This is a genomic window from Streptomyces sp. WAC 06738 (assembly GCF_003945505.1).
Taxonomy (GTDB): Bacteria; Actinomycetota; Actinomycetes; order Streptomycetales; family Streptomycetaceae; genus Streptomyces.
The window spans coordinates 7,894,089-7,915,110 of sequence record NZ_CP029618.1 but is presented as its reverse complement, the minus strand read 5'-3'; the positions used below and the strand labels follow the sequence as shown (position 1 = coordinate 7,915,110).

Here is a 21,022-nt window from a genome sequence, read left to right as displayed (position 1 = left end):
CGTGTTCCGCCCCCGCGTTGGGGGCCCGGCGCCGCCGCCTCGCGCTCCGCCGGAGCCGGCTCAGGGCTGCGGGGCGGCCGGTTGCTCCACCTCCTGGATGCCGGGGCGGCCCGCCGTCACGTGGACCCGGGCGCGGGTGGTGACGGGGGCGCCGGGGGTGGAGACGTACGGGACGACGCGGTAGTCGGTGCGCCAGCTCTCCCGGGTCACCTCGCAGACGCCGTAGCCGCGCTGGACGTTGTGGAACTTCATGTGCGGGTTCTCCTGCAGCCAGACGCGGCCCCACTCGTCCTGGTCGGAGCCGTTGCCGCCGGAGGAGACGGAGGTGCCGAGGAACTCGACGCCGACAGTGGCGGAGGCGGGGTCGTCGAAGTCGTGCTTGAGGTCGGCGGCGACGCTGCGGTGGGCGTCGCCGGTGACGACCACGAAGTTGCCGATGCCGCGCTTCTCCACGCCGTCGAAGAGGCGCTGCCGCGCGGCGGCGTAGCCGTCCCAGGTGTCCATGCCGAACGCCTGCTCGATGCCCTCGGCCGAGTCGCCCTGCATGGTCATGATCTGGTTGGCCATCACGTCCCAGGTGGTGCGGGACCGGGTGAGCCCGTCGAGCAGCCACGCCTCCTGCTCGGCTCCGAGCATGGTGCGCGCGGGGTCCAGCCGGTCGTCGCAGTCGAACTGCCGCCCGTCGCCGCACGCCTGGTTGTCGCGGAACTGGCGGGTGTCGACGACGTGGAACTGGGCGAGGGTGCCGTAGGACAGCCGGCGGTAGAGCTGCATGTACGGTCCCGCGGGCAGCGAGGAGCGGCGCAGCGGCAGGTTCTCGTAGTACGCCTGGAAGGCGGCGGCGCGCCGGGCCGCGAACTCGGCGCCGCCGACGTCGCCGCCGTCGAGGCCGTCGGCCCAGTTGTTGTCCACCTCGTGGTCGTCGAGGACCACGATCCAGGGGTGGGCGGCGTGCTCCGCCTGGAGGTCGGGGTCCAGCTTGTACTGGCCGTAGCGCACCCGGTAGTCGGCGAGCGAGTGGATCTCGCGGGCGGGCAGGTGGCCGCGGCCGGCGGTGCCCTGGCCGCCGCCCTCGTAGATGTAGTCGCCGAGGTGGACGACGACGTCGACGTCCTCGCCGGCGAGGTGGCGGAAGGCGGTGAAGTGGCCGTCGGCGTAGTTCTGGCAACTGACGAAGGCGAAGGCCATCGAGGCGATGCCGGCGTCCGCGGCCGGGGCGGTCCTGGTGCGCCCGGCGGCGCTGACGTGCCGGCCGGTGCGGAAGCGGTACCAGTACTCCCGGTCCGGCTCCAGCCCCCGGACCTCGGCATGGACGGAGTGACCCAGCTCGGGTACGGCCCACTCCACCCCGGCGCTCCGCACCCGCCGGAACCCCGGGTCCTCGGCGATCTGCCAGGTCACCGGCACCTTGTACCCGGCCATCCCGCCGCGTCCGTCCGCCGCCAGCGGGTCGGGCGCGAGCCGGGTCCAGAGCACGGCGCCGTCGGGCTCCGGGTCGCCGGAGGCGACGCCGAGGGCGAACGGGTCGCCGCTGAAGCGGGGTTCGGCCCGGGCGGGCGCGGCGGACAGGCCGGCGACGGGCAGCGCGGCGGCCAGGGAGAACCCTGACCCGAGCGCGAGGAAACGGCGGCGGCTGAAACCCGGGGTGCTGGTGAAACGAGACACGGGGCCTCCCAGTGAGCGGTACCTGAGTCCTGAGCGACGCGTGGGGGGCCGACCCAACATAGGGGCGCGCGGGCGCGGTCGGGCACCTGTTGCGGCTATCTCGGCGGAATCGCGGGCCCGTTCGGGTACGCGCTGTCCGATATTGCTCGGCGCTTTCCGTCGTAGGTATAGCCAAAGAAGATGCGAACAGGTTGCCGGAGGCAGGCGCACGGGCAGGTTCGGCAGGTCACTGTCGAATCCCGGTCCCGAGGAGACAGAACATGACGCTCAAGAGGAACAGGAGTGGCGTAACTTCCCACAAAATGACTCCAGTAGAGGTCACTTTTCCGCCGATCTGGTGTCCGCTTCCGGCACGGCTGCACCCCGAGGCGGCCGGTCTGGACGACCACATCATCGCCTGGGCGCGCCACGCCGACCTCATCCGCGACGGGTCCGCCGTCGCCCACTTCCACCGCGCCGGCTTCGGCCGGTTCGCCGCCGCCGTCTACCCCCGCGCCGGCCGTCTCGAACTGGTCGCCGAGTGGCAGGTCTACAACTGGATCGTCGACGACCAGCTCGACGAGGGCCACATGGCCCGCACCCCCGCGCAGCGGCTGCGCACGGCCACCGAGCTGGGCGCCCAGCTCGACCCCGACCTCGACGCGCCGGCGCCCGCCGGGCCCCTCGCCGCCGCGCTCGCCGAGCTGTGGGAGCGTACGGCCAAGCCCCTCTCCCGCGCCTGGCGCGAGCGGTTCGCCGCGCACTACCGCGACTTCCTGTGGTACACGATCCTGCCGCACGCGGAACCCGCCCGGATCGCCGGCCAGACGCTCGCGGACTTCGCGCGGCGCCGGCGGCTCAATTCCGGCTGCGAGATGAGCTTCGACCTGATCGAGCCCGCGAACTCCACCGAGATCCCGGCCGCCGTCGCCGCCAGCGACGCCTACCGGGCGGTCCGGGACGCCGCCAACGACGTCATCTCCTGGACCAACGACATCTACTCGGTGCACAAGGAGACCGCCCGCGGCGACCACGACCACCTCGCCGCCGTGCTGTGGCGCCTCGAAGGCGGCACCTGGCAGGCGGCGCTCGACCGGGCGGCGGCCATGGTCGGGCAGCGCACCGAGGACTTCAGGTCCGCCTGCCAGGACGTACGCGGCATGAAGCCGCTCTTCGGCCTCGACCCCCACGGGTGGGCGGCGGTCGAGGACTCGCTCACCGACCTCGGCTCATGGATCGCGGGCAGCCTCGAATGGCACGGCTGGTCGCCGCGCTACCGGGAAGTGGCCACCACGAGGGCCGGCAGCGCACCCGCGTACATAGAGCCGCACCTGGGTTAGCCGCGGCTCAGCTCCCGCGCCACCACGCGACCAGCGTCCGCCACAGCGACGGCCGCCGCCGGCGGCCCGGCCCCGTACCCGCACCCGCACCCGCCGGAAGGCCGTCGGGCTGCGCCTCGGGCCCGGGGGTGGTGGCCTGGTCGGCCGGTGCGGGCGCGCTCGCCACCCCCGCGGGTACGGGCTCCTGCGCGGCCGGCGCCGGCGCCCCGCCGGCGGGCCCGGAAGGGCCCGGCACGGAAGCGGCGGGCACCTGCTCCCGCCGGACCGCGCCCGTGGCGGGGCCCGGCGGGGTGAAGGTCACCGGCAGCTCGACCAGTTCGCGGGAGAGCAGCGACGTGCGGTGCTTCAGCTCCTTCTCGTCGACCGCCAGGCTCAGGTCCGGCAGCCGCGACAGCAGGGTGTCGATCCCGGTGTCGGCGATGGCCCGTCCGATGTCCTGGCCCGGGCACTCGTGCGGCCCGCCGCTGAACGCCAGGTGCGAACGGTTCCCGTGCACCGGCACGTCGAGGTCGGGGCGGATCTCCGGGTCGAGGTTGCCCGCGGCCAGGCTGAGGATGAGCAGGTCCCCCGCCTTGATCTGCTGCCCGGCCAGCTCCGTGTCGCCGGTGGCGTACCGCCCGTAGACGGCGGTGAACGGCGGCTCGTCCCACAGCACCTGCTCCAGCGCGTCCGGCAGCGTCATGTGGCCGCCGGCCAGGTTGCCGCGGAAGCGGCTGTCGGTGAGCACCATGCGCAGGGTGTTCGCGATCAGGTTCGCGGTGGTGGAGTACGCGGCGATCAGCACCAGCCGCAGGTGCTCGACCAGTTCGTCGTCGCGAAGGCCCGACTCGTGCGCCACCAGCCAGGAGGCGAAGTCGTGCCCGGGCGCCGCCTGCTTGCGCTTCACCAGGTCGCGCAGCGTCTGCACGATGTAGTCGTTGCTCGCGATCGCCGTCTCGGAGCCCTTGACCATGTCCCGGGCGGCCTCGACCAGTTGCGGGCCGTACGACTCGGCCATGCCGAGCGCCTTCGTCATCACCAGCATCGGCAGGTGCTCCGCGAACTGGCCCACCAGGTCCGCCCGGCCGGTGGCCGCGAACTCGTCGATGAGCTGCCCGGAGAAGCGGGTGACGTGGCGCCGGATGCCGTGCCGGTCGAAGCGTTTCATGCTGTCGGTGACCGCGGAGCGCAGCCGCCGGTGCTCGGAGCCGTCGACGAAGGAGCACATCGGCACCCAGGTCACCAGCGGCAGCAGCGGGTTGTCCGGGCCGACCTGGCCGTCCCGCAGGAAGCGCCAGTTGCGCGAGTCGCGGGAGAAGCGGGTCGGATTGCGGGTGACGTCCAGCAGCTCGCGGTAGCCGAGGACCAGCCAGGCGGGCAGGTCGCCGTGGACGAGGACGGGCGCGACGGCGCCGTGCTCGGCGCGCAGCTTCTCGTACAGCCCGTACGGGTTCGTCGCCGCCTCGTGGCCGTCCATCCGGGCCGGGCCGCCGGTGCCGCCGGCGTGCGCGGGGCAGCCGGGCGGTGGCGCCGCGGCCTGGCCGGCGCTCTGCTCCTGCGGGTCTGCTGCCGGTACGGGATCGGATTCCGTCGTCACGACGCCTCCGTGGTCAGGGCTATGGAGTGCAGGAAGCGCACCAGGGACTTCAGGACGCTGCGGGAGGACTCCTGATCGCGGGCGTCGCAGGTGACGAGCGGTACGTGCGCGGGCAGGTCGAGCGCGGCCCGTATCTCGTCGAGAGAGTGGGACGGGGCGTCCGGGAAGCGGTTGACCGCGACGAGGAACGGCACGGCGCCCTCCTCCAGCCGGCCCAGCACGTCGAAGCAGGCTTCGAGCCGGCGGGTGTCGACCAGGACCACGGCCCCGAGCGCGCCCTCGAAGAGGCCCTGCCAAAGAAACCAGAAGCGCTGCTGGCCGGGCGCGCCGAAGAGGTAGAGCACCAGCCGCTCGTTGAGGCTGATCCGGCCGAAGTCCATGGCGACGGTCGTCTCGCTCTTGTCCGGCACGCCGGCGAGGTGGTCCACGCCCTCGCCGGCCCGGGTCATCGTCTCCTCGGTCGTCATCGGGTCGATCTCGCTGACCGCGCCGACCATGGTCGTCTTCCCGACGCCGAACCCGCCCACCACCACGACCTTGACCGACGTCGTCGCCGAGGCGGGCAGGAGGTCCTCGCTGCGCGGACCCACGACGGCGTCAAAGCTGTTCGAGTCCATCCATTACTTCCTCGAGGAGTCGCAGGTCTGCCACGGGCGGGACGGTGGAGCGGGTCTCGACCGCGCCCTCCGCCATCAGGTCCGCGACGAGCACCGCCACCGCGCTGAAGGGCAGGCGCAGATAGGCGGTCAGCTCGGCGACGGACAGGGGCGCGCGGCACAGCCGGACGATGGCCGCGCGCTCGGGCTGCATCCCGGGCGCCGGCTGCGTCCGGGAGATGACGAGCGTGACCAGGTCGAGTGCGCCCTGGGCGGCGGTGCCGCTGCGCCCGCCGGTGATGACGTAAAGCCGTTCGGGACCGTCGTCGTGCCACTCGTGGTCCGCTTCCTTCATATGGCCTGTCCGTCGCTCCGCGGTGGGCTTGTCAGATGGGCCCCGATGCGAGCGACGAGATCACGCATGCGCTGGCCCATGAGGCCCGCGTCGACTCCTTCGTCGGCCGCGACCGCCAGATAGGCTCCGGCGCCCGCGGCCATGAGATAGAAGAATCCGCCGCTCACCTCGATGACCAGCATCCGCATCTTCCCGTTGCTGTTCGGGAAGACGCCGGCGATCGACTTCGCCAGGCTCTGCAGCCCGGCGCAGGCGGCCGCGAGCCGGTCGGCCGTGTCCGGCTCGGTGCCGTGCTGGGCCATCCGCAGCCCGTCGGAGGACAGGACCACGACGTGCCGGGTCTCGGGGACGCTCTCGGCCAGATCCCGGAGCATCCAGTCCATGTCCGCTCGCTGCGCCACGTCAGTCCTCCTCGCCCGATGATGGATTCGACGATTCCGGTGCTCCGTCGCCGTGCCGGAGGCGGGCGGAGCGTTCCGGGCGTATCGACCCGGCCGCCTCGTCCTCGCCGCGGGCGGTACCGCCCGGCTCCTGCGGCTCCGCGGCCGCGGCCGCGTCCCCGCCCTGCGGCTCGCCCTCCAGGCCGCGGGTGAAGTCGCCGAGCCACAGGCCCGGTTCGACGCCGCGGCCCTCCGCCGCGCCGTTCTCGGTCCCGGCCGGGGACGCGGTTGCCGTACGCCGTCCGGAGGGCTGCCCGCCGGCCGCCGGGGCGGCGGGCGGCGCGACCGGGGCACGGCGGCGGCGCTGCGGCAGGCTGCCGGCCACCGGCTCGGGGTGCGCGGGCGGCGAGGGCTGCGGGCCCGCCTGCCGCGCCGGCGGCACCCGGTCCCGGCTGCGCTTGAGGCCCGCGCGCGCGTCGGCGCTGCCCTCGACGCCGGCCGGCGGCGGGGTGGGGTTGCGCAGCGGCCGCGGTCCCGAGGTGGCGCCGATGCCGTGGGCGGTGCCGGTGGCGGGCGTGGTGGTAAGCAGGACCTGCGGCACGACGAGCACCGCGCGCACGCCGCCGTACGCGGACGGGCGCAGCGAGACGCGGAAGTCGTACGTCTGCGCCAGCCGGCCGACGACCGCGAGCCCGAGCCGCGGGGTCTCGCCGAGGTCGTTGAGGTCGATGCCGGCCTGGGCTTCGGCGAGCATGTGCTCGGCGCGCTCGCGCGCCTCTTCGCTGAGGCCGACGCCGCCGTCCTCGATCTCGATGGCGACGCCCGACTGCACCTCGGTGGCGGAGAGATGGACCTTGGCGTGCGGCGGCGAGTAGCGGGTGGCGTTGTCGAGGAGTTCGGCGACGGCGTGGATCAGCGGCTCGACGGCGGAGCCGACGACGGCGACCTCGGCCACGGGGTGCAGTTCGACGCGCTGGTAGTCGATGATCCGGGACATGCCGCCGCGCAGCACGCTGTAGAGCGCGATGGCCTTGCCCCATTGGCGGCCGGGGCGGTCGCCGCCGAGCACGGCGATGCTGTCGGCGAGCCGGCCGACCAGCGCGGTGCCGTGGTCGAGCTTGAGCAGGTCGGCGAAGAACTCGTGCCGCCGGCCGTGCCGGTCCTCCATCTCCCGCAGGCTGCGCGCCTGCTGGTGGATGATGGCCTGCACCCGGCGGGCGATGTTGACGAAGCCGCGTTCGGCGGAGACGCGCAGGTCCTCGGCGTTCTGCACCGCCTCGACGACGGAGCGCAACGCGGCCGCGTGGGCGGCGCGCACCTGCGGGGTCAGAGACTTCTCCGCCTCTATGTCGGCGAGCACGTCCTCGGCGTACTCACCCCGCTGCAGCCGCGCGACGGCCTGCGGCAGCAGGCCCGCGAGCCGGATCATCTCGGCTTCCTGGGCGGCGAGCCGGCGCTCCCACGCGGCCTCGTGGTCCGCTTGCTCCGCGGACGGCGCGCCTGCGGCCCGCCCGCGGCGCTCGGCCTCGGCGGCGGCGAACGCGACCACGAGGGTGGCGATCGCGCCGCACACGGCGACGGGCGTACGCGCGTCGGCGGAGACGAGCGGCAGGGCGATGGCCGTGCTCACGACCACGACGGCGGTGGGTATCAGCCACCAGCGGACGAATCCCGTCCGCCGGCCGCCGGTGGCGGGTCCCGCTGGATCCATGAGCATCCTCAGGGTCGAACGACTGTGTGACGCCAAGCGGTCACGCTGAGCATCGCAAGCAGCTTAGTGCGCTCCGCTTGCCGCTGGCATAGGTTCTCCGCATGTCCAACCAACGCCTACCTCACGTTAGTTGACGATCACTCAGCGAACGGGTCGCGACCGTTTGTCAGCCAGTACCGAGCAGTTCGAGCACATCGGCATCCGTTAGCTGCTCGAACTCGTCGTACCAGAGCCCGACCGCGCCGAAGTCCGGCGGCGCGTACAGGCACGTCACGTCGTCCGCCTCGCCGCGTACGGCCCTGAGCCCGCCGGGCGACGCCACGGGCACCGCCAGGGTGAGCCGTGCGGGCCCCGCCGCGCGGGCCGCGCGCAGCGCCGCGCGGGCGGTCGCGCCGGTGGCGAGCCCGTCGTCGACGACGACGGCCCAGCGGCCGGCGAGCGCGGGTGCGGGCCGGCCGCCGCGGTAGAGCGACTCGCGGCGGCGCAGCTCCGTGACTTCCCAGCGGGCGGTCGCCGCGAGGTCACGCTCGGTGAGCCCGGCGCCGGCGAGCGCGTCGGGGTCGTAGAGCGGCGGGGCGTCGCCGGCCACCGCGCCGAGGCCGTACTCGGGGTGGTGCGGGTGGCCGATCTTGCGGACGAGGAGCACGTCGAGCGGGGCGCCGAGGGCGCGGGCGACCTCGTACCCGACGGGCACGCCGCCGCGCGGCAGCGCGAGCACCACGGCGTCCCGCGGGGCGCCGGCCCCGGGCCGGCCGTCCCGCAGCCGCCGGGCGAGCGCGCGGCCCGCCTCGCTACGGTCGTGGAAGCGCATGATCCCGCTCCGTCGGGGTCCCCCGGGTCACGTCACATTGTGCGACGGCCCGGGGCGTCACGCACCTCGCGCGCACGGTCCGGGGGTACGGGACCCGCCGCCGTCAGCGGCGGCGCAGGTGCACCACCGTGGCGTCGAGGTCCCCGTGCAGCCCGGTGTGCAGCCCCCGGTGCGCGAGCACCCCGCCCCGCAGCACCTCCCCCGGCTCGCCGCCGGCCAGCACCTCGTACTCCGCGGCCGGGTCCACCGCGGCGAGGCGCAGCGGCGGCAGCGACTCGTTGTAGCGCTGCGACTGCAGCCAGGCCAGGACGACGACCTCGTCGGCACGGTCCGGGTCGTCGCCGAGGACGTACTGCACGGCGCTCAGGCCCTCCTGCGGCTCCCGCAGCCGGTAGAGCCGGCCGAGCTGGACGGCGGGGCGGATCCGCTTGTAGAGCTCCACCCAGCGCCCGGCCTCGGCCAGCTCCTCGCCGCTCCACCGGGCGAGGTCGCCGCCGACGCCGAGCACGCCGGCCATGGCGCTGACGAAGCGGTAGCGCAGGCTGCTGACGCGGTCCTGCATCTGCTCGTTGGGGCTGTCGGTGACCCAGGCGGCGGTGACCCGGGCGGGGTGGATCTGGCCGATGCCGTGCTGGATGGGCAGCCGGTCGAGCGGGTCGGTGTTGTCGGAGGTCCACACCTGGTCCGTACGGGAGAGGATGCCGAGGTCGATCCGGCCGCCGCCGCCGGAGCAGGACTCGAAGGCGACGTGCGGGTGCGCGGCGCGCAGCCGGTCGAGGAGGTCGTACAGCCCCCGCACGTGCGGCACCGAGGGGTCGGTGTGCGCGCCCGGCTCGGTGAGGGAGCGGTTGAAGTCCCACTTGACGTAGTCGATGGGCGCGGAGCGCAGCAGTTCGTCGAGCTGCTCCCACAGATACGTCCTGACCTCGGGGCGGCCGAGGTCCAGCACGAGCTGGTGGCGGAACTCGGTGCGCCGGCGGCCCGGCCGGTGGTGCACCCAGTCGGGGTGGGCGCGGTAGAGGTCGCTGTCGGGGTTGACCATCTCCGGCTCGACCCAGATGCCGAAGTGCATGCCGAGGCCGTGGACCTCGTCGGCGAGCGGCTTCAGCCCGTCGGGGAAACGGTCGGGGTTGGGCGTCCAGTCGCCGAGGCCGGCCTTCGCGTGCGTACGGGAGCCGAACCAGCCGTCGTCGACGACGAAGAGCTCCACGCCCATCGCCGCGGCCCGCCGCGCCAGCTCGCGCTGGTGCTCCAGCTCGACGTCGAACTTGGTGGCCTCCCAGGAGTTGTAGAGGACGGGCCGGGGGATGTGCGCGTCCGGTACGACGTGCGCGAGCTGCCAGGCGTGCCAGGCGCGGGAGGCGGCGCCGAAGCCGCCGTCGGTGTAGAGGCCGGCGAAGACGGGCGCGGTGTACGACTCGCCGGGGGCGAGCAGGACCAGTCCGGAGTCGTCGTGCCCGGCGCCGCCGACGGCCTGCACGACGCCGTCGTCGAGCTGCTGGACGGCGATGCGCCAGGATCCCGACCAGGCCAGCGCGCAGCCGTAGACCTCGCCGTGCTCCTCGCCCGCGGTGCCGTCGTCCAGGGCGATCCAGGGCAGGTGGCGGTGGGAGGTGTGGCCGCGGCGGCTGCCGATGACGGTCTCGCCCGGGGTCAGCTCGGCGCGGGCGAGCAGGCTCTCGGCGGCCCAGCGGCCGTGCAGGTGGGAGAGGCGGCGGCGGTCGGCGCGCGGCAGGGTCCAGGCCGCGGAGTCGAGCCGCAGCAGCTCCAGCGCGGGGTCGCCGGGTCCGCCCTCGTGGACGGCGGTGGCCCAGCGCTCCAGCACGTCGGCCCCGGCACGCATGCGGTAGTGCAGGGTGACGGCGAGGCGGTGCACGGGGTCGTGGAAGGTGAGCCGCAGCACGCCGCCCTCGGTCTCGGCGCCGCGGAACTCCCACTCGCTGCCGCGCCCGCCGGCGCCGTCCGCGGCGCGTACGGCGAGCGCGGGCCGCACGAAGCGGGGGCCGCCTTCTACGGGGTACTCCTCGCGGCCGTCGAGGCGCGATTCGAAGGAGCGGAAGCGCGGCGCCGGTTCCGCGGCCAGCGCCTCGGCGTCGGCGAGGGTGAGCCGCGGTCCCCAGTGGAGGTGCAGCAACTCGTCGCGCCGGTTCAGCCGCAGGGCGTAGCTGCTGTGCGGGCCCGACAGCAGCCAGAGCCGACCGTTCCCACCGACCTCGACCATCTCATCTCCCATAACTCAACAGAGATACACAACATCGCAGCCGGGGGGATCCTTGTCCAGCGTGCCTTTGTCGTACTGTCGAAGTGCCCCGTCCTCCCGACGCTACGGAGCCCCGATGACGCAGACGACCGAGCCGGAGCTGACCGGTGTCCGCAACTTCCGCGACGTCGGCGGGCTGCCCACCACCGGCGGCGGCCGGACCAGGACCGGCCGGCTCTACCGCAGCGGCCACCTGGCCCACGCCACCGCCGAGGACACCGCCTTCCTCGGCTCGCTCGGTCTGCGCACGGTCTACGACTTCCGCAACGCCGCCGACATCCGCCTCGACGGCCCCGACGTCGACCTGCCGGGCGTACGGAACGTCAACGTGCCGCTCAACGACCCCGCGGAGGGCAAGGAGTTCTGGAAGCTGGTCCGCGACGGCGACATACCGACGCTGCGCTCGCTGCTCGGCGACGGCCAGGCGGCGGCGCGCATGGAGGACTCGTACCGGGACATGATCCTCAACCGCAACGCCGAGCACTCCCGGGTCCTGCACTCGCTGGCCGACGACGGCGCCCCCGCGCTGCTGCACTGCGCCGCGGGCAAGGACCGGGCCGGGCTGACCATCGCGCTCGCGCTGCTGGCCGTGGGCGTCGAGCAGGAGGCGATCGAGGCGGACTACCTGGAGTCCAACGCGCAGCACCGCCGCTACCGGGTCCAGCGCGGCGAGGGCGCGCAGGGCGGCACCTCGCCGGAGGTGATGGAGCTGCTCAGCCCGCTGTTCGACGCCCGGGCGAGCTACCTGGGCGCGGCCTTCGCCACCATCGCCGAGCGCTGGGGCACCGTCGACCGCTACTTCCACGAGGCCCTTCGCCTCAGCCACACCACCCGCGACCGCCTGCGCGCCAGCCTGCTGACCGGCTGAGCGCCGCGCCCGTCCGAGCGGGCGGGCGGGCGGAGGCGCTTCCCTGCGGCGGCGCCGCTACGCGATGTCCGCCGCCGCCTCCGCCGGCTCGGCGACCCAGCCCGCCGCGAGCACGAGCCCCGAGGCGCGGTGCACGGCGACGAACGCGAAGGGCCGGTCGTAGCGAACCAGCACGAGCTTCGCCTCCCGGTTCGGCAGCCCGGCCGCCGCGACGCCCAGCGCGGTCACCGCCGCGGCCCTGAACCCGACCGCCGTGAAGGTGGCGGTCGCGGCCTGCTGCGCGGACGTGACCGCGAGCGGCTCGCTGCCGGTGACGCCGGGGAAGTGGCCGCGGCTGTCGTCGGAGGCGGACTCCAGGCCGAACAGCCGGGGCATGGCCAGCAGATCGTGGTCGCCGGCCACGGTGAACGGCACGGTGCGCACGACCAGCCGGGGCTCCGGGTCCATCGACGCGTGGTACGCGACCTGCACCCCCGGCGCCCGCGTGCCCTCGGGCAACTCGCCGCCCGGCGTCAGGCCGTACGCGCCGGCGACCGCCTCGACGGCAGCGCCCGCGACCTCGCCGCCCGGCGCGCCCTCGGGGCCGAGGGCCAGGTGGACGTCGATGCTGTGCGCGCCCTCGACTTCGTAGAGCGTCAGCGGGCCGAGCGGGGTATCGGCGACGCGCAGCCGGTCGGTCCGGCCGTGGGCGTGCAGCAGCTCGTTCACCTCGCGCCCCGCCCAGGGCCCGTGGCGCAGTGGCGCCGCCCACTCCTGGTCGAACGGAAGGATCCAGTCGGTCCGTACGAGCAGCGCGGAGGCCAGCACCAGCCGGGTCCGCTCCGAAAGCTCCACGGGCATCGCGGGGATGAGCCCGTCGGTGCGCTCGGCCGCCCAGGCGTCCAGCGCAGTCCGGTCCGCCGCGGCGTCGCCGGTGAGCAGTCCGTGTACGCCGGGCGGCAGTTGCCCGGCCCACTCGGGTCGCAGCTCGATCCGGTCACCGCGGAACCAGAGCCCGAGCGCGGCGTCCACGCCCGTCATCCCGTCGAGGGCGGCGAGGAGTTCGCGCCCGGCGGCGGCCGCGTCCTGCGCGGGTACGCCGAGGGCGCCCTCCAGCTCCGCGCGGGCGGGCCCGTCCGCCGCCCCGGCGAGCAGCGCGGCCGGCGGCCACAGGCCCGCGGCGGTGAACACCGTGCCGTGGCCGTCTCGTACCGCGGCCCGTGCCCAGCGCGCCGTCATGGTTCCCACCGCGAGGACCGTCGACCGCGGGATCTCCTCACCCATGCGGGCAGCGTAACAACGACGCTCGGACGCTCAGCGGCCGGAGACCGCCTGCTTGGCCAGGGTGCGGCCGAACTCCCAGATGAGCCCGCCGCCCGCGTGCGCCTCGTCCATCACCGACGTGAACGCGTCCAGGAACCGCTGCACCTCCGCCTCCCCGATCACCAGCGGCGGCAGCAGCTTGATGACCTCCTGCCGGTCGCCCGAGACCTGGGTGAGGATGCGGTGGCGCTGCAGCAGCGGCACGACGATCAACTGCGCGAACAGCCCCTTGCGGGCGGCCTGGAGGAGCGTCCAGCGCCCGCGCAGCTTCAGCGACGCCGGCTTGCCGAACTCGATGCCCACCATCAGCCCGCGCCCGCGCACGTCGTGCAGCAGCTCGTACCGGTCGATCAGCCCGGCGAGCTTCGTGCGCAGCAGGTCGCCGGTGTGCCGGGCGTTCTCGACGAGCCGCTCGTCCTCCAGCACGTGCAGGGTGGCGAGCCCCGCGGCCATCGCGGGCGCGTTGGTGCCGAAGCTCGCCGAGTGCACCAGCACGCGGTCCATGGACGAGTAGACCTTCTTGAAGATCCACTCCCGGCCCAGGGTGGCGCCCACGGGCACGTACCCGCCGGAGAGCGCCTTCGCCACGCAGACGAGGTCCGGCTCGACGCCCTCCTCGTGGTCGTACGCGAAGAACTCCCCGGTACGCCCCATGCCCGTCTGCACCTCGTCCGCGACGAGCAGCCCGCCGTGCTTGTGCAGCAACTCCCGCGCCGCGCGCAGATACCCGGGCGGCGGGGCGTGCACGCCCTTGCCCTGGATCGGCTCGACCACGAGCGCCGCGACATCCCCGGCGCGCAGCTCCCGCGCCAGCGCGTCCAGGTCGCCCAGCGGGACCGAGGTGTCCGGCAGCAGCGGTGCGAAGCCGTCGCGGAACGCCTCGACGCCGTTGACGGAAAGCGAGCCGGTGGTCAGCCCGTGGAACGCCTGGTCGCAGTAGAGGACGCGCGGCTTGCCGGTCGCGTAGCGGGCGAACTTCAGCGCGGTCTCGACGGCTTCCGTGCCGCTGTTGGAGAAGAACACCCGGTCCAGGTGCGGCGCGTGGCCCAGCAGCTTCTCCGCCAGCAGCCCGGGCAGCGGCTGGCAGTCGAAGCGGGTGAGGTCGGCGAGGTCCAGGTCGAGCACGTCGTGCAGGGCCTTGCGGACCACCGGGTGGTTGCGGCCCAGGCCCATGACGCCGAAGCCGGCGAGGAGGTCGAGGTAGTCCCGGCCCTCCTCGTCGTAGAAGTACGCGCCCTGACCGCGCACGTACGTCTTGTCGAAGCCCAGCGTGTGCAGCATCCGCGGCAGTTGGTGGTTGAGGTACCGGGCGTGCAGGTCGTAGCGCTCTCCCCCGCGCTCGGCCAGCAGCGCCCCGATGTCGAAGCTCATCGGGTGCTTTCTTCCCTCTCCCTGGTACGGGCCGGCTCCCCGGCCCGGGCGGCGGGCACCCCGCCGACGGCGGCGGCGATCCGGGCCGGGGTCAGCCCGGCCGCGGCCAGGACCTCGGCCCGCGTGCCGTGCGGCAGGAACTCCTCCGGCAGGCCGAACGTGCGCAAGGGTACGTCGGATTCGGCGTCGCGCAGCGCCCGCCCGACGGCGGCGCCCACGCCCGAGGCGACGCAGTTGTCCTCCACCACGGCGACGGTGCGGAACCGGCCGGCCAGCGGCGGCAGGTGCCCGTCGACGGGCTTGACCCAGCGCGGGTCCACGACCGTGCAGCCCAGCCCCCGGGCGGCGAGCAGGTCCGCGGCCTCCAGGCAGACGGACGCCATGGCGCCGACGCCGACGAGGAGCACGTCCTCGCGCTCGTCGCGGCGCAGCACGTCCATGCCGCCGACACGCGCGAGGGCGGGTATCGGCTCGGACACCGTGCCCCGCGGGAACCGCACGACGGTGGGCGCGTCGTCCACGGCGACGGCCTCGCCCAACTGGGCGCGCAACTGGTCCGCGTCGCGTGGCGCGGCGATCCGCAGCCCCGGCACGACCTGGAGGATCGACATGTCCCACATGCCGTGGTGCGAGGCGCCGTCGGGTCCGGTCACACCGGCCCGGTCGAGCACGAACGTCACCCCGCAGCGGTGCAGCGCGACGTCCATCAGCACTTGGTCGAACGCCCGGTTGAGGAAGGTGGCGTAGACGGCGACGACGGGGTGCAGACCGCCGGTCGCCAGGCCCGCGGCGGAGACCGCGGCGTGCTGCTCGGCGATGCCGACGTCCCACACCCGCTCCGGGTAAGCGGCGGCGAACGCGGCCAGCCCGGTGGGGTGGAGCATGGCGGCGGTGATCGCCACCACGTCCTCGCGCTCGGCGCCGATGCGTACCAGCTCGTCGGAGAAGACCGAGGTCCACGACGGCGCGCTGGGCGGGGCGACCGGCTCGCAGGTGAACGGGTCCATGACGCCGACGGTGTGGAAGTGGTCGGCCTCGTCGTCCAGCGCGGGCTGGTAGCCGCGGCCCTTCTCGGTCAGGCAGTGCACGAGGACCGGCCCGTGGAACTTCTTGGCACGGCGCAGCGCGGACTCGACGGCGGCGATGTCGTGCCCGTCGACGGGGCCGACGTACTTCAGCCCCAGGTCCTCGAACATGCCCTGCGGCGCGAAGGCGTCCTTGAAGCCCTTCTTCGCCCCGTGCAGCGAGTCGTACAGCGGCTTGCCCACCACCGGGGTGCGGTCGAGCAGTTCCTTGCCCCAGGACAGGAAGCGCTCGTAGCCGTCGGTGGTGCGCAGGGTCGCCAGGTGGTCGGCGAGGCCGCCGATGGTCGGCGAGTAGGAGCGCTCGTTGTCGTTGACGACGATGACCAGCGGCCGGTCCCGGGCGGCGGCGATGTTGTTCAGCGCCTCCCAGGCCATGCCGCCGGTGAGCGCGCCGTCGCCGATGACGGCCACGACGTGGTCGCCGGCGCCCCGCACCTCGTTCGCCTTGGCCAGGCCGTCGGCCCAGCCGAGAACGGTGGAGGCGTGGCTGTTCTCGATCACGTCGTGGCCGGACTCGGCCCGCGACGGATAGCCGGACAGGCCGCCCTTGCCGCGCAGCCGGGCGAAGTCCCGGCGGCCGGTGAGCAGTTTGTGCACGTACGACTGGTGGCCGGTGTCCCACAGGATGCGGTCGGCCGGCGAGTCGAAGACCCGGTGCAGCGCGAGGGTCAGCTCGACGACGCCGAGGTTCGGCCCGAGGTGGCCGCCGGTACGGGCGACGGCGTGGACGAGGAACTCGCGGATCTCCCCCGCCAGTTCGTCCAGCCGCTCGGGCGGCAGCGCCTTCAGGTCGCGGGGGCCGCCGATGCTCTCCAGGAGCGGCATCTCACTTCCCTCCCGCTCGCGCTCCCCCTCGGGTGCGGTTGCCGCCGACGGTCTCCCGCGCGGCGCGCAGCGACTCCTTCAGCGACGAGGTGGTGGCGAGGATGGAGGTGGGCTCGTAGCCGCAGTGGGCCATGCAGTTGGCGCACCGGTCGTCCCGGCCGCGGCCGTACTTGTCCCAGTCGGTGTCCTCGACCAGCTCCCGGTACGTCGGCACGTACCCGTCGCTCATCAGGTAGCAGGGGCGCTGCCAGCCGAAGAGCGAGTAGTTGGGGATGGCCCAGGCCGTGCACGGGAAGTCGACCTTGCCCTCGAGGAAGTCGAGGAACAGCGGGCTGTGGTTGAGCCGCCAGCGCTTGCGGTTGCCGCCGGCGAACGCCTTCTTGAACAGCTCGCGGGTCTGCTCGACGCCGAGGAAGTGCTCCTGGTCGGGCGCCTTCTCGTAGGCGTACGCGGGCGAGATCATCATCTCGTCCACCTGGAGGTCGTCGTTGAGGAAGTCGAGGACCTCGACGACGGTCTGCGGGGTGTCGGTGTTGAAGAACGTGGAGTTCGTCGTCACCCGGAACCCGCGCCGCTTGGCCTCCTTCATCGCCGCCACGGCCTCGTCGAAGACGCCTTCTTTCGCGACCGACTCGTCGTGGCGCTCGCGCAGCCCGTCGATGTGCACGGCGAACGCGAAGTAGGGTGAGGGCTCGAACTTGTCGAGCTTCTTGCGCAGCAGCATGGCGTTGGTGCAGAGGAAGACGAACTTCTTGCGGGCCACGAGCTGCCGCACGATCTCGTCGATCTGCGGGTGCATCAGCGGCTCGCCACCCGCGATCGAGACCATCGGCGCGCCCGACTCCAGCACGGCGCCGACCGCCTGGGCCACCGGCATGCGCTGCTTGAGCACGCCCGCGGGATGCTGGATCTTCCCGCAGCCTTCACACTTGAGGTTGCAGGCGAAGAGTGGTTCCAGCTCCACGATCAGCGGGAACTTCTCCCGTCGCTTGATCGTCCGCTGCGAGAAGAGATAACCGGCAACCTTGAGCGATTGGCGCAGTGGCATGGCCATCAGGTTCGCCTCCTGGGGATCGTCACATGACGGTGCCATTCGAAAAATGCAGGAAGAACTGAGCTGAGCACGCGGTACGCGGTGATGCCACCGCGCAGCGTTCCGAAACGGACGAGTTCATGCTCGGGCGCGTCCACGACCACCCGTACGGCGGCCACCGGCCGGGTCCCGGAGGTCGCCGCGGCCGTGCGCAGCGTGGCGGCCGACTCCATGTCCGCGGCGACCGCGCCGCGCTCGCGCAGCGCCGCGCGGCCGGCCGCGCCGCGTACGACGTGGTCGGTGCCGAGCAGCAGCCCGGTGTGCACCCGGGCGTCGAGGAGCGCGAGGGCGTCGAACAGCGGCCCGTTGTCCGGGCAGCCGGTGGTCTCGGTGCCCTCGCCGTCCCGTACGGAGTCGGCGACGACGACGTCGCCGGGGCGCATGTCGGGCAGCAGCCCGGCGCAGAAGCCGGCGGCGATCACCGGCGCCTCCCGGTACGGCTCCTCCGCGAGCCGGCGGGCCACGGCCCGCACGGCCCGCTCGGGACCCATGCCGGTGCGCAGCACGTGGACAGGACCCGCACCACCGGCCGCGCCCTCGGGGCGGCCGGTGCCCGACGCCAGCGCCCGGCGCTCGATGCCGAGGGCGCAGACGGCGAGCAGCGGCGCGGGGGCGTCGGGCATCAGACCTCCCGGCCGTCACCGGCGGCCGGCGTCAGGCCGGCGGTCGCGGAGAGATAGCGGCCGAGCGCGGTGAGCGGGAAGACCATCCGGTACAGGTGGTAGTTGATGGAGAAGTCCCACGGGAAGCCGGTGCCGGTGAACTGCGGCTCGTCCCAGGACCCGTCGGGCAGTTGGGTGCGGACCAGCCAGGCGACGCCGCGCTCCACGGCCGCGCTGTCGTGCTCGCCCGCGGCCAGCAGCGCGAGCAGCGCCCACCCGGTCTGCGAGGCGGTGGAGTCGCCGCGGGCGATCCACTGCGGGTCCGGGTACGAGCGCAGATCCTCGCCCCAGCCGCCATCCTCGTTCTGCACGCTCTCCAGCCACGAGACGGCCCGCCGGATCGCCGGGTGCGACGTGGGCAGCCCGGCGGCGACCAGCGCGGGCACCGCGGAGCCCGTGCCGTACACGTAGTTGACGCCCCAGCGGCCGAACCAGCCGCCGGCCGCCTCCTGCTCGGCGAGCAGCCAGGCCACGCCGCGGCGGGCGTGCGGGTCGTCGCCGAGCTTCTCGCCGGCGAGCATCTCCACGACGTGCGCCGTGACGTCCGCCGACGGCGGGTCGATGACCTCGCCGAAGTCGCAGAACGGCAGCTTGTTGGGGAGCGCCGAGGTGTTGTCCGCGTCGAACGCGCCCCAGGCGCCGTTCTTCGACTGCATGCCCGCAAGCCAGCGCACGGCGCGCTCCACGGCGGCGTCGACGCGCGCCTGTTCGGGGTGGGCGACGCGGCGCAGGGCCAGGACGACCTCCGCGGTGTCGTCGGTGTCGGGGTAGTTGTCGTTGTGGAACTCGAACGCCCAGCCGCCGGGGGCGAGTCCGGGGCGGCGCACCGACCAGTCGCCGGTGGCCAGCACCTGTTCCGCCAGCATCCAGTCGGCGGCCTTGACGAGCTGGGGGTGGTCGGCGGGCACGCCGGCGTCGACGAGCGCGATGGTCGCCAGACAGGTGTCCCAGACCGGGGACTGGCACGCCTCGATCATCCGGACCGGGCCGTCGTCGCGCGTGTCTCCCGTGTCACTCGCGGCGCCGGTGCCGGCCGCGGGCTTCTCCGCGGCGTCGGTCCAGACCGCGAAGCGGTCCAGGGACTCGAGCCCGGCCTTCAGCACCGGGTGGTCCAGGTCGTAGCCGAGCAGGTTGAGCGCGATCACCGAGTAGACGGCGGGCGGCTGGATGCCGCCCCAGCAGCCGTCGCTCTCCTGGCGCTCGATGATCCAGCGGGCGCAACTGCGCAGCGCCGCCTTGCGCAGCGGGCGCACGGCGACCTTGCGGTACACGTGCAGCGCCCGGTCCAGCCGCTGGAAGAGGCCGTCCCAGCTCGTCGCCGGCGCCCGCGGCCGGGGTGGGTTGGGCACGGCGGGGTCGGTGTGCAGCTCGTCGAGGGCGAACGGGGCGGAATGCACCGGGCGCTTGGCGGAGACGACGGTCAGCGGCACGATCGTCTGCCGCGCCCAGCAGCCGAAGTCGTAGATGTTCAGCGGGAACCAGGACGGCAGGTAGATCAGCTCGGGCGGCAGCTCGGGCAGGTCCTCCCAGCGCCACCAGCCGAACAGCGCCAGCCAGATACGGGTGAAGACGCGGGTGGCGGCGATGCCGCCGTGCGCGCGCACCCAGGCGGCGGCCCGCGCCATGTGCTCCTCGTCGGGCGCGTCGCCGGCGAGCCGCAGCGCGACGTACGCCTCGACGGTGGCGGAGATGTCCCCGGGGCCGCCGTGGAACGTCGCCCAGGCGCCCTCCGCGCCCTGCCGGCCGCGGATGAAGCGGGCGGCGGCGCGGGTGGTGTGCTCGTCCCGTACGCCCAGGAACTCGCGGAGGAGCAGATCCTCGGCGTCCATGGTGACGTTGGTCTCCAGGTCGCCCTTCCACCAGCCTTCGACGTCCTGCCGGCCGAGCAGGTTGGCGCTGGCCCGCTCGACGGCCTGCCTCGCGGCCAGTAAGGAAGCCGCCGCCCCCGCGGGGGCGGTGTCGGTTGCGTTGCCGCCATCGGCAGTGGCTTTCATGCACACCCCTTTCGAAGGGACGTCCGGGCCCGGGGCCCGGGCGTCGGTGTCAGTGCCGGCGTACGACGACGAAGTCGGCGAGTGCGACGAACCGTTCGCGGATGTCGTCTGGCATCTTCACCCCGTCGAGCGAGGCGAGAGCGCTCTCGTGCTGCCTCTGTGCCTCCTCCTGAGTCCACCGGCGTCCCCCGGCTTCTTCGATCAACGCGGCCCGGGCAGCGAATTCTTCCTCGTCGAAGTCACTTTTTGCATCGGTATTCCGGCCGTCGGCGCGTTGGGCGTCGGCGGCGAGGGTCTTCGCCAGCTCGGCGGAGGCGGGGCCGCCCGCGGCCAGCGCGGCGCACACCGGCAGGGACTTCTTGCGCTGGCGCAGATCGCTCCAGGTCTGTTTGCCGGTGACGGCGGGCTCGCCCCAGATGCCGAGCACGTCGTCGACGGCCTGGAAGGCCAGGCCCAGATGGAGGCCGAAGCGCTCCAGACCGTCGGCCGCCTCGTCGCCGGCGCCGGCGAGCACGGCGCCGATGGAGCAGGCGCAGGCGAGCAGCGCGCCGGTCTTGTTGCCCTCCATCTCCAGGCACTCGGCGACGCTGACGCTCTCGCGGTGCTCGTACGAGATGTCCTGTGCCTGGCCGTCGATGAGCCTGCGGGTGGCGGTGTTCAGCCGGCGGGCGGCGCGTGCCGCCTCGGGCGTGTCGAGTTCCAGCAGCACTTCGCAGGCGAGCGCGAAGAGGGCGTCGCCGACGACGATGGCCTGCGCGGGACCGTACGCCTTCCACACCGTGTCGCGGTGGCGCCGCTGCTCGTCGCCGTCCATCAGGTCGTCGTGGAGGAGGGAGAAGTTGTGCACCAGCTCCACGGCGACGGCGCCGGGGACGCCCGTCTCCGGGGAGGCGCCGGCGGCCTCGGCGGCGAGCAGCGAGAGGAGGGGGCGTACGGCCTTGCCGCTGTCTCCGTCAGCGGGGTTGCCCTGCGCGTCGATCCAGCCGAAGTGGTAGGCGGCGACGGTGTCCATGGGGGGTACGAGCCGGTCGACGACGGTACGCAGCACGGGGTTGGTCAGCTCCCGGGCATGGTCCAGCAGGGCCAGGACTTCGGCGGCGCCGGGGGTGGCCGCGGTGTCGGTGTCCGGTTCTGGACGGGGCACGTTCT

Annotated in this window: 17 protein-coding genes; 2 read left to right on the top strand and 15 right to left on the bottom strand. The window is 73.7% G+C overall.

What is annotated here, in order from left to right; all coding sequences use genetic code 11:
* Positions 1–60 precede the first annotated feature (60 nt).
* Entirely contained in the window at positions 61–1,665 is a 1,605-nt protein-coding gene (locus DMB38_RS34215; protein WP_125938441.1) for an alkaline phosphatase D family protein, read from the bottom strand.
* Positions 1,666–1,967: 302 nt separating this feature from the next.
* Here DMB38_RS34215 and DMB38_RS34210 point away from each other — a divergent pair, with 302 nt between their 5' ends.
* The gene (locus DMB38_RS34210; protein WP_125938440.1) at positions 1,968–2,984 is read left to right on the top strand and encodes a hypothetical protein; all 1,017 of its coding nucleotides are present in this window, start codon (positions 1,968–1,970) and stop codon (positions 2,982–2,984) included.
* 7 nt (positions 2,985–2,991) lie between these two features.
* Here the strand turns inward: DMB38_RS34210 and DMB38_RS34205 are convergent, their stop codons facing one another.
* The 7 genes from DMB38_RS34205 to DMB38_RS34175 form a co-directional block, all read right to left on the bottom strand.
* On the bottom strand, positions 2,992–4,440 hold the full coding sequence (locus DMB38_RS34205; RefSeq protein ID WP_240662803.1) for a cytochrome P450: 1,449 nt from the start codon (positions 4,438–4,440) through the stop codon (positions 2,992–2,994).
* A 116-nt stretch (positions 4,441–4,556) separates the two neighbouring features.
* A complete protein-coding gene (locus DMB38_RS34200; protein ID WP_125938439.1) occupies positions 4,557–5,177 on the bottom strand; it encodes an ATP/GTP-binding protein in 621 nt (206 codons plus the stop codon).
* The gene (locus DMB38_RS34195; protein ID WP_047019353.1) at positions 5,158–5,511 is read right to left on the bottom strand and encodes a DUF742 domain-containing protein; all 354 of its coding nucleotides are present in this window, start codon (positions 5,509–5,511) and stop codon (positions 5,158–5,160) included. Before DMB38_RS34195 ends, DMB38_RS34200 begins: the two co-directional genes overlap by 20 nt.
* Positions 5,508–5,894 (bottom strand): roadblock/LC7 domain-containing protein, encoded by a 387-nt coding sequence (locus DMB38_RS34190; protein ID WP_047020624.1) that lies wholly within the window; start codon positions 5,892–5,894, stop codon positions 5,508–5,510. The genes DMB38_RS34195 and DMB38_RS34190 overlap by 4 nt, the downstream gene beginning before the upstream one ends.
* 19 nt (positions 5,895–5,913) lie before the next feature.
* Positions 5,914–7,602: an ATP-binding protein gene (locus tag DMB38_RS34185; RefSeq protein ID WP_125938438.1), complete on the bottom strand. Its 1,689-nt coding sequence runs from the start codon at positions 7,600–7,602 to the stop codon at positions 5,914–5,916.
* Positions 7,603–7,768: 166 nt separating this feature from the next.
* Entirely contained in the window at positions 7,769–8,413 is a 645-nt protein-coding gene (locus DMB38_RS34180; RefSeq protein WP_125938437.1) for a phosphoribosyltransferase family protein, read from the bottom strand.
* Positions 8,414–8,516: 103 nt separating this feature from the next.
* The gene (locus DMB38_RS34175) at positions 8,517–10,634 is read right to left on the bottom strand and encodes an alpha-galactosidase (RefSeq protein WP_125938436.1); all 2,118 of its coding nucleotides are present in this window, start codon (positions 10,632–10,634) and stop codon (positions 8,517–8,519) included.
* A 115-nt stretch (positions 10,635–10,749) separates the two neighbouring features.
* Here DMB38_RS34175 and DMB38_RS34170 point away from each other — a divergent pair, with 115 nt between their 5' ends.
* On the top strand, positions 10,750–11,541 hold the full coding sequence (locus DMB38_RS34170; protein WP_125938435.1) for a tyrosine-protein phosphatase: 792 nt from the start codon (positions 10,750–10,752) through the stop codon (positions 11,539–11,541).
* A gap of 57 nt (positions 11,542–11,598) precedes the next feature.
* Here DMB38_RS34170 and DMB38_RS34165 read toward each other — a convergent pair whose 3' ends face one another.
* Genes DMB38_RS34165 through DMB38_RS34135 form a run of 7 tightly spaced genes read right to left on the bottom strand, consistent with a single transcriptional unit; the run spans position 11,599 to position 21,017 of the window.
* Positions 11,599–12,804 carry a serpin family protein gene (locus tag DMB38_RS34165; RefSeq protein WP_125938434.1) on the bottom strand — a complete coding sequence of 402 codons (1,206 nt, stop codon included), beginning with the start codon at positions 12,802–12,804 and terminating at the stop codon, positions 11,599–11,601.
* Positions 12,805–12,834: 30 nt separating this feature from the next.
* Complete coding sequence (locus tag DMB38_RS34160) at positions 12,835–14,214, bottom strand: aspartate aminotransferase family protein (RefSeq protein WP_125938433.1); 1,380 nt, start codon at positions 14,212–14,214, stop codon at positions 12,835–12,837.
* Positions 14,211–16,124 (bottom strand): 1-deoxy-D-xylulose-5-phosphate synthase, encoded by a 1,914-nt coding sequence (dxs, locus tag DMB38_RS34155; protein WP_125938432.1) that lies wholly within the window; start codon positions 16,122–16,124, stop codon positions 14,211–14,213. The genes DMB38_RS34160 and dxs overlap by 4 nt, the downstream gene beginning before the upstream one ends.
* Position 16,125: 1 nt before the next feature.
* Positions 16,126–17,178 (bottom strand): adenosyl-hopene transferase HpnH, encoded by a 1,053-nt coding sequence (gene hpnH, locus DMB38_RS34150; RefSeq protein ID WP_125938431.1) that lies wholly within the window; start codon positions 17,176–17,178, stop codon positions 16,126–16,128.
* Positions 17,178–17,840, bottom strand: a complete 663-nt coding sequence (locus DMB38_RS34145; RefSeq protein WP_125938430.1) for a 1-hydroxy-2-methyl-2-butenyl 4-diphosphate reductase — start codon at positions 17,838–17,840, stop codon at positions 17,178–17,180. Before DMB38_RS34145 ends, hpnH begins: the two co-directional genes overlap by 1 nt.
* Positions 17,840–19,873: a squalene--hopene cyclase gene (shc, locus tag DMB38_RS34140; RefSeq protein WP_125938429.1), complete on the bottom strand. Its 2,034-nt coding sequence runs from the start codon at positions 19,871–19,873 to the stop codon at positions 17,840–17,842. The genes DMB38_RS34145 and shc overlap by 1 nt, the downstream gene beginning before the upstream one ends.
* A gap of 49 nt (positions 19,874–19,922) precedes the next feature.
* A complete protein-coding gene (locus DMB38_RS34135) occupies positions 19,923–21,017 on the bottom strand; it encodes a polyprenyl synthetase family protein (protein ID WP_125938428.1) in 1,095 nt (364 codons plus the stop codon).
* Positions 21,018–21,022: the final 5 nt, after the last annotated feature.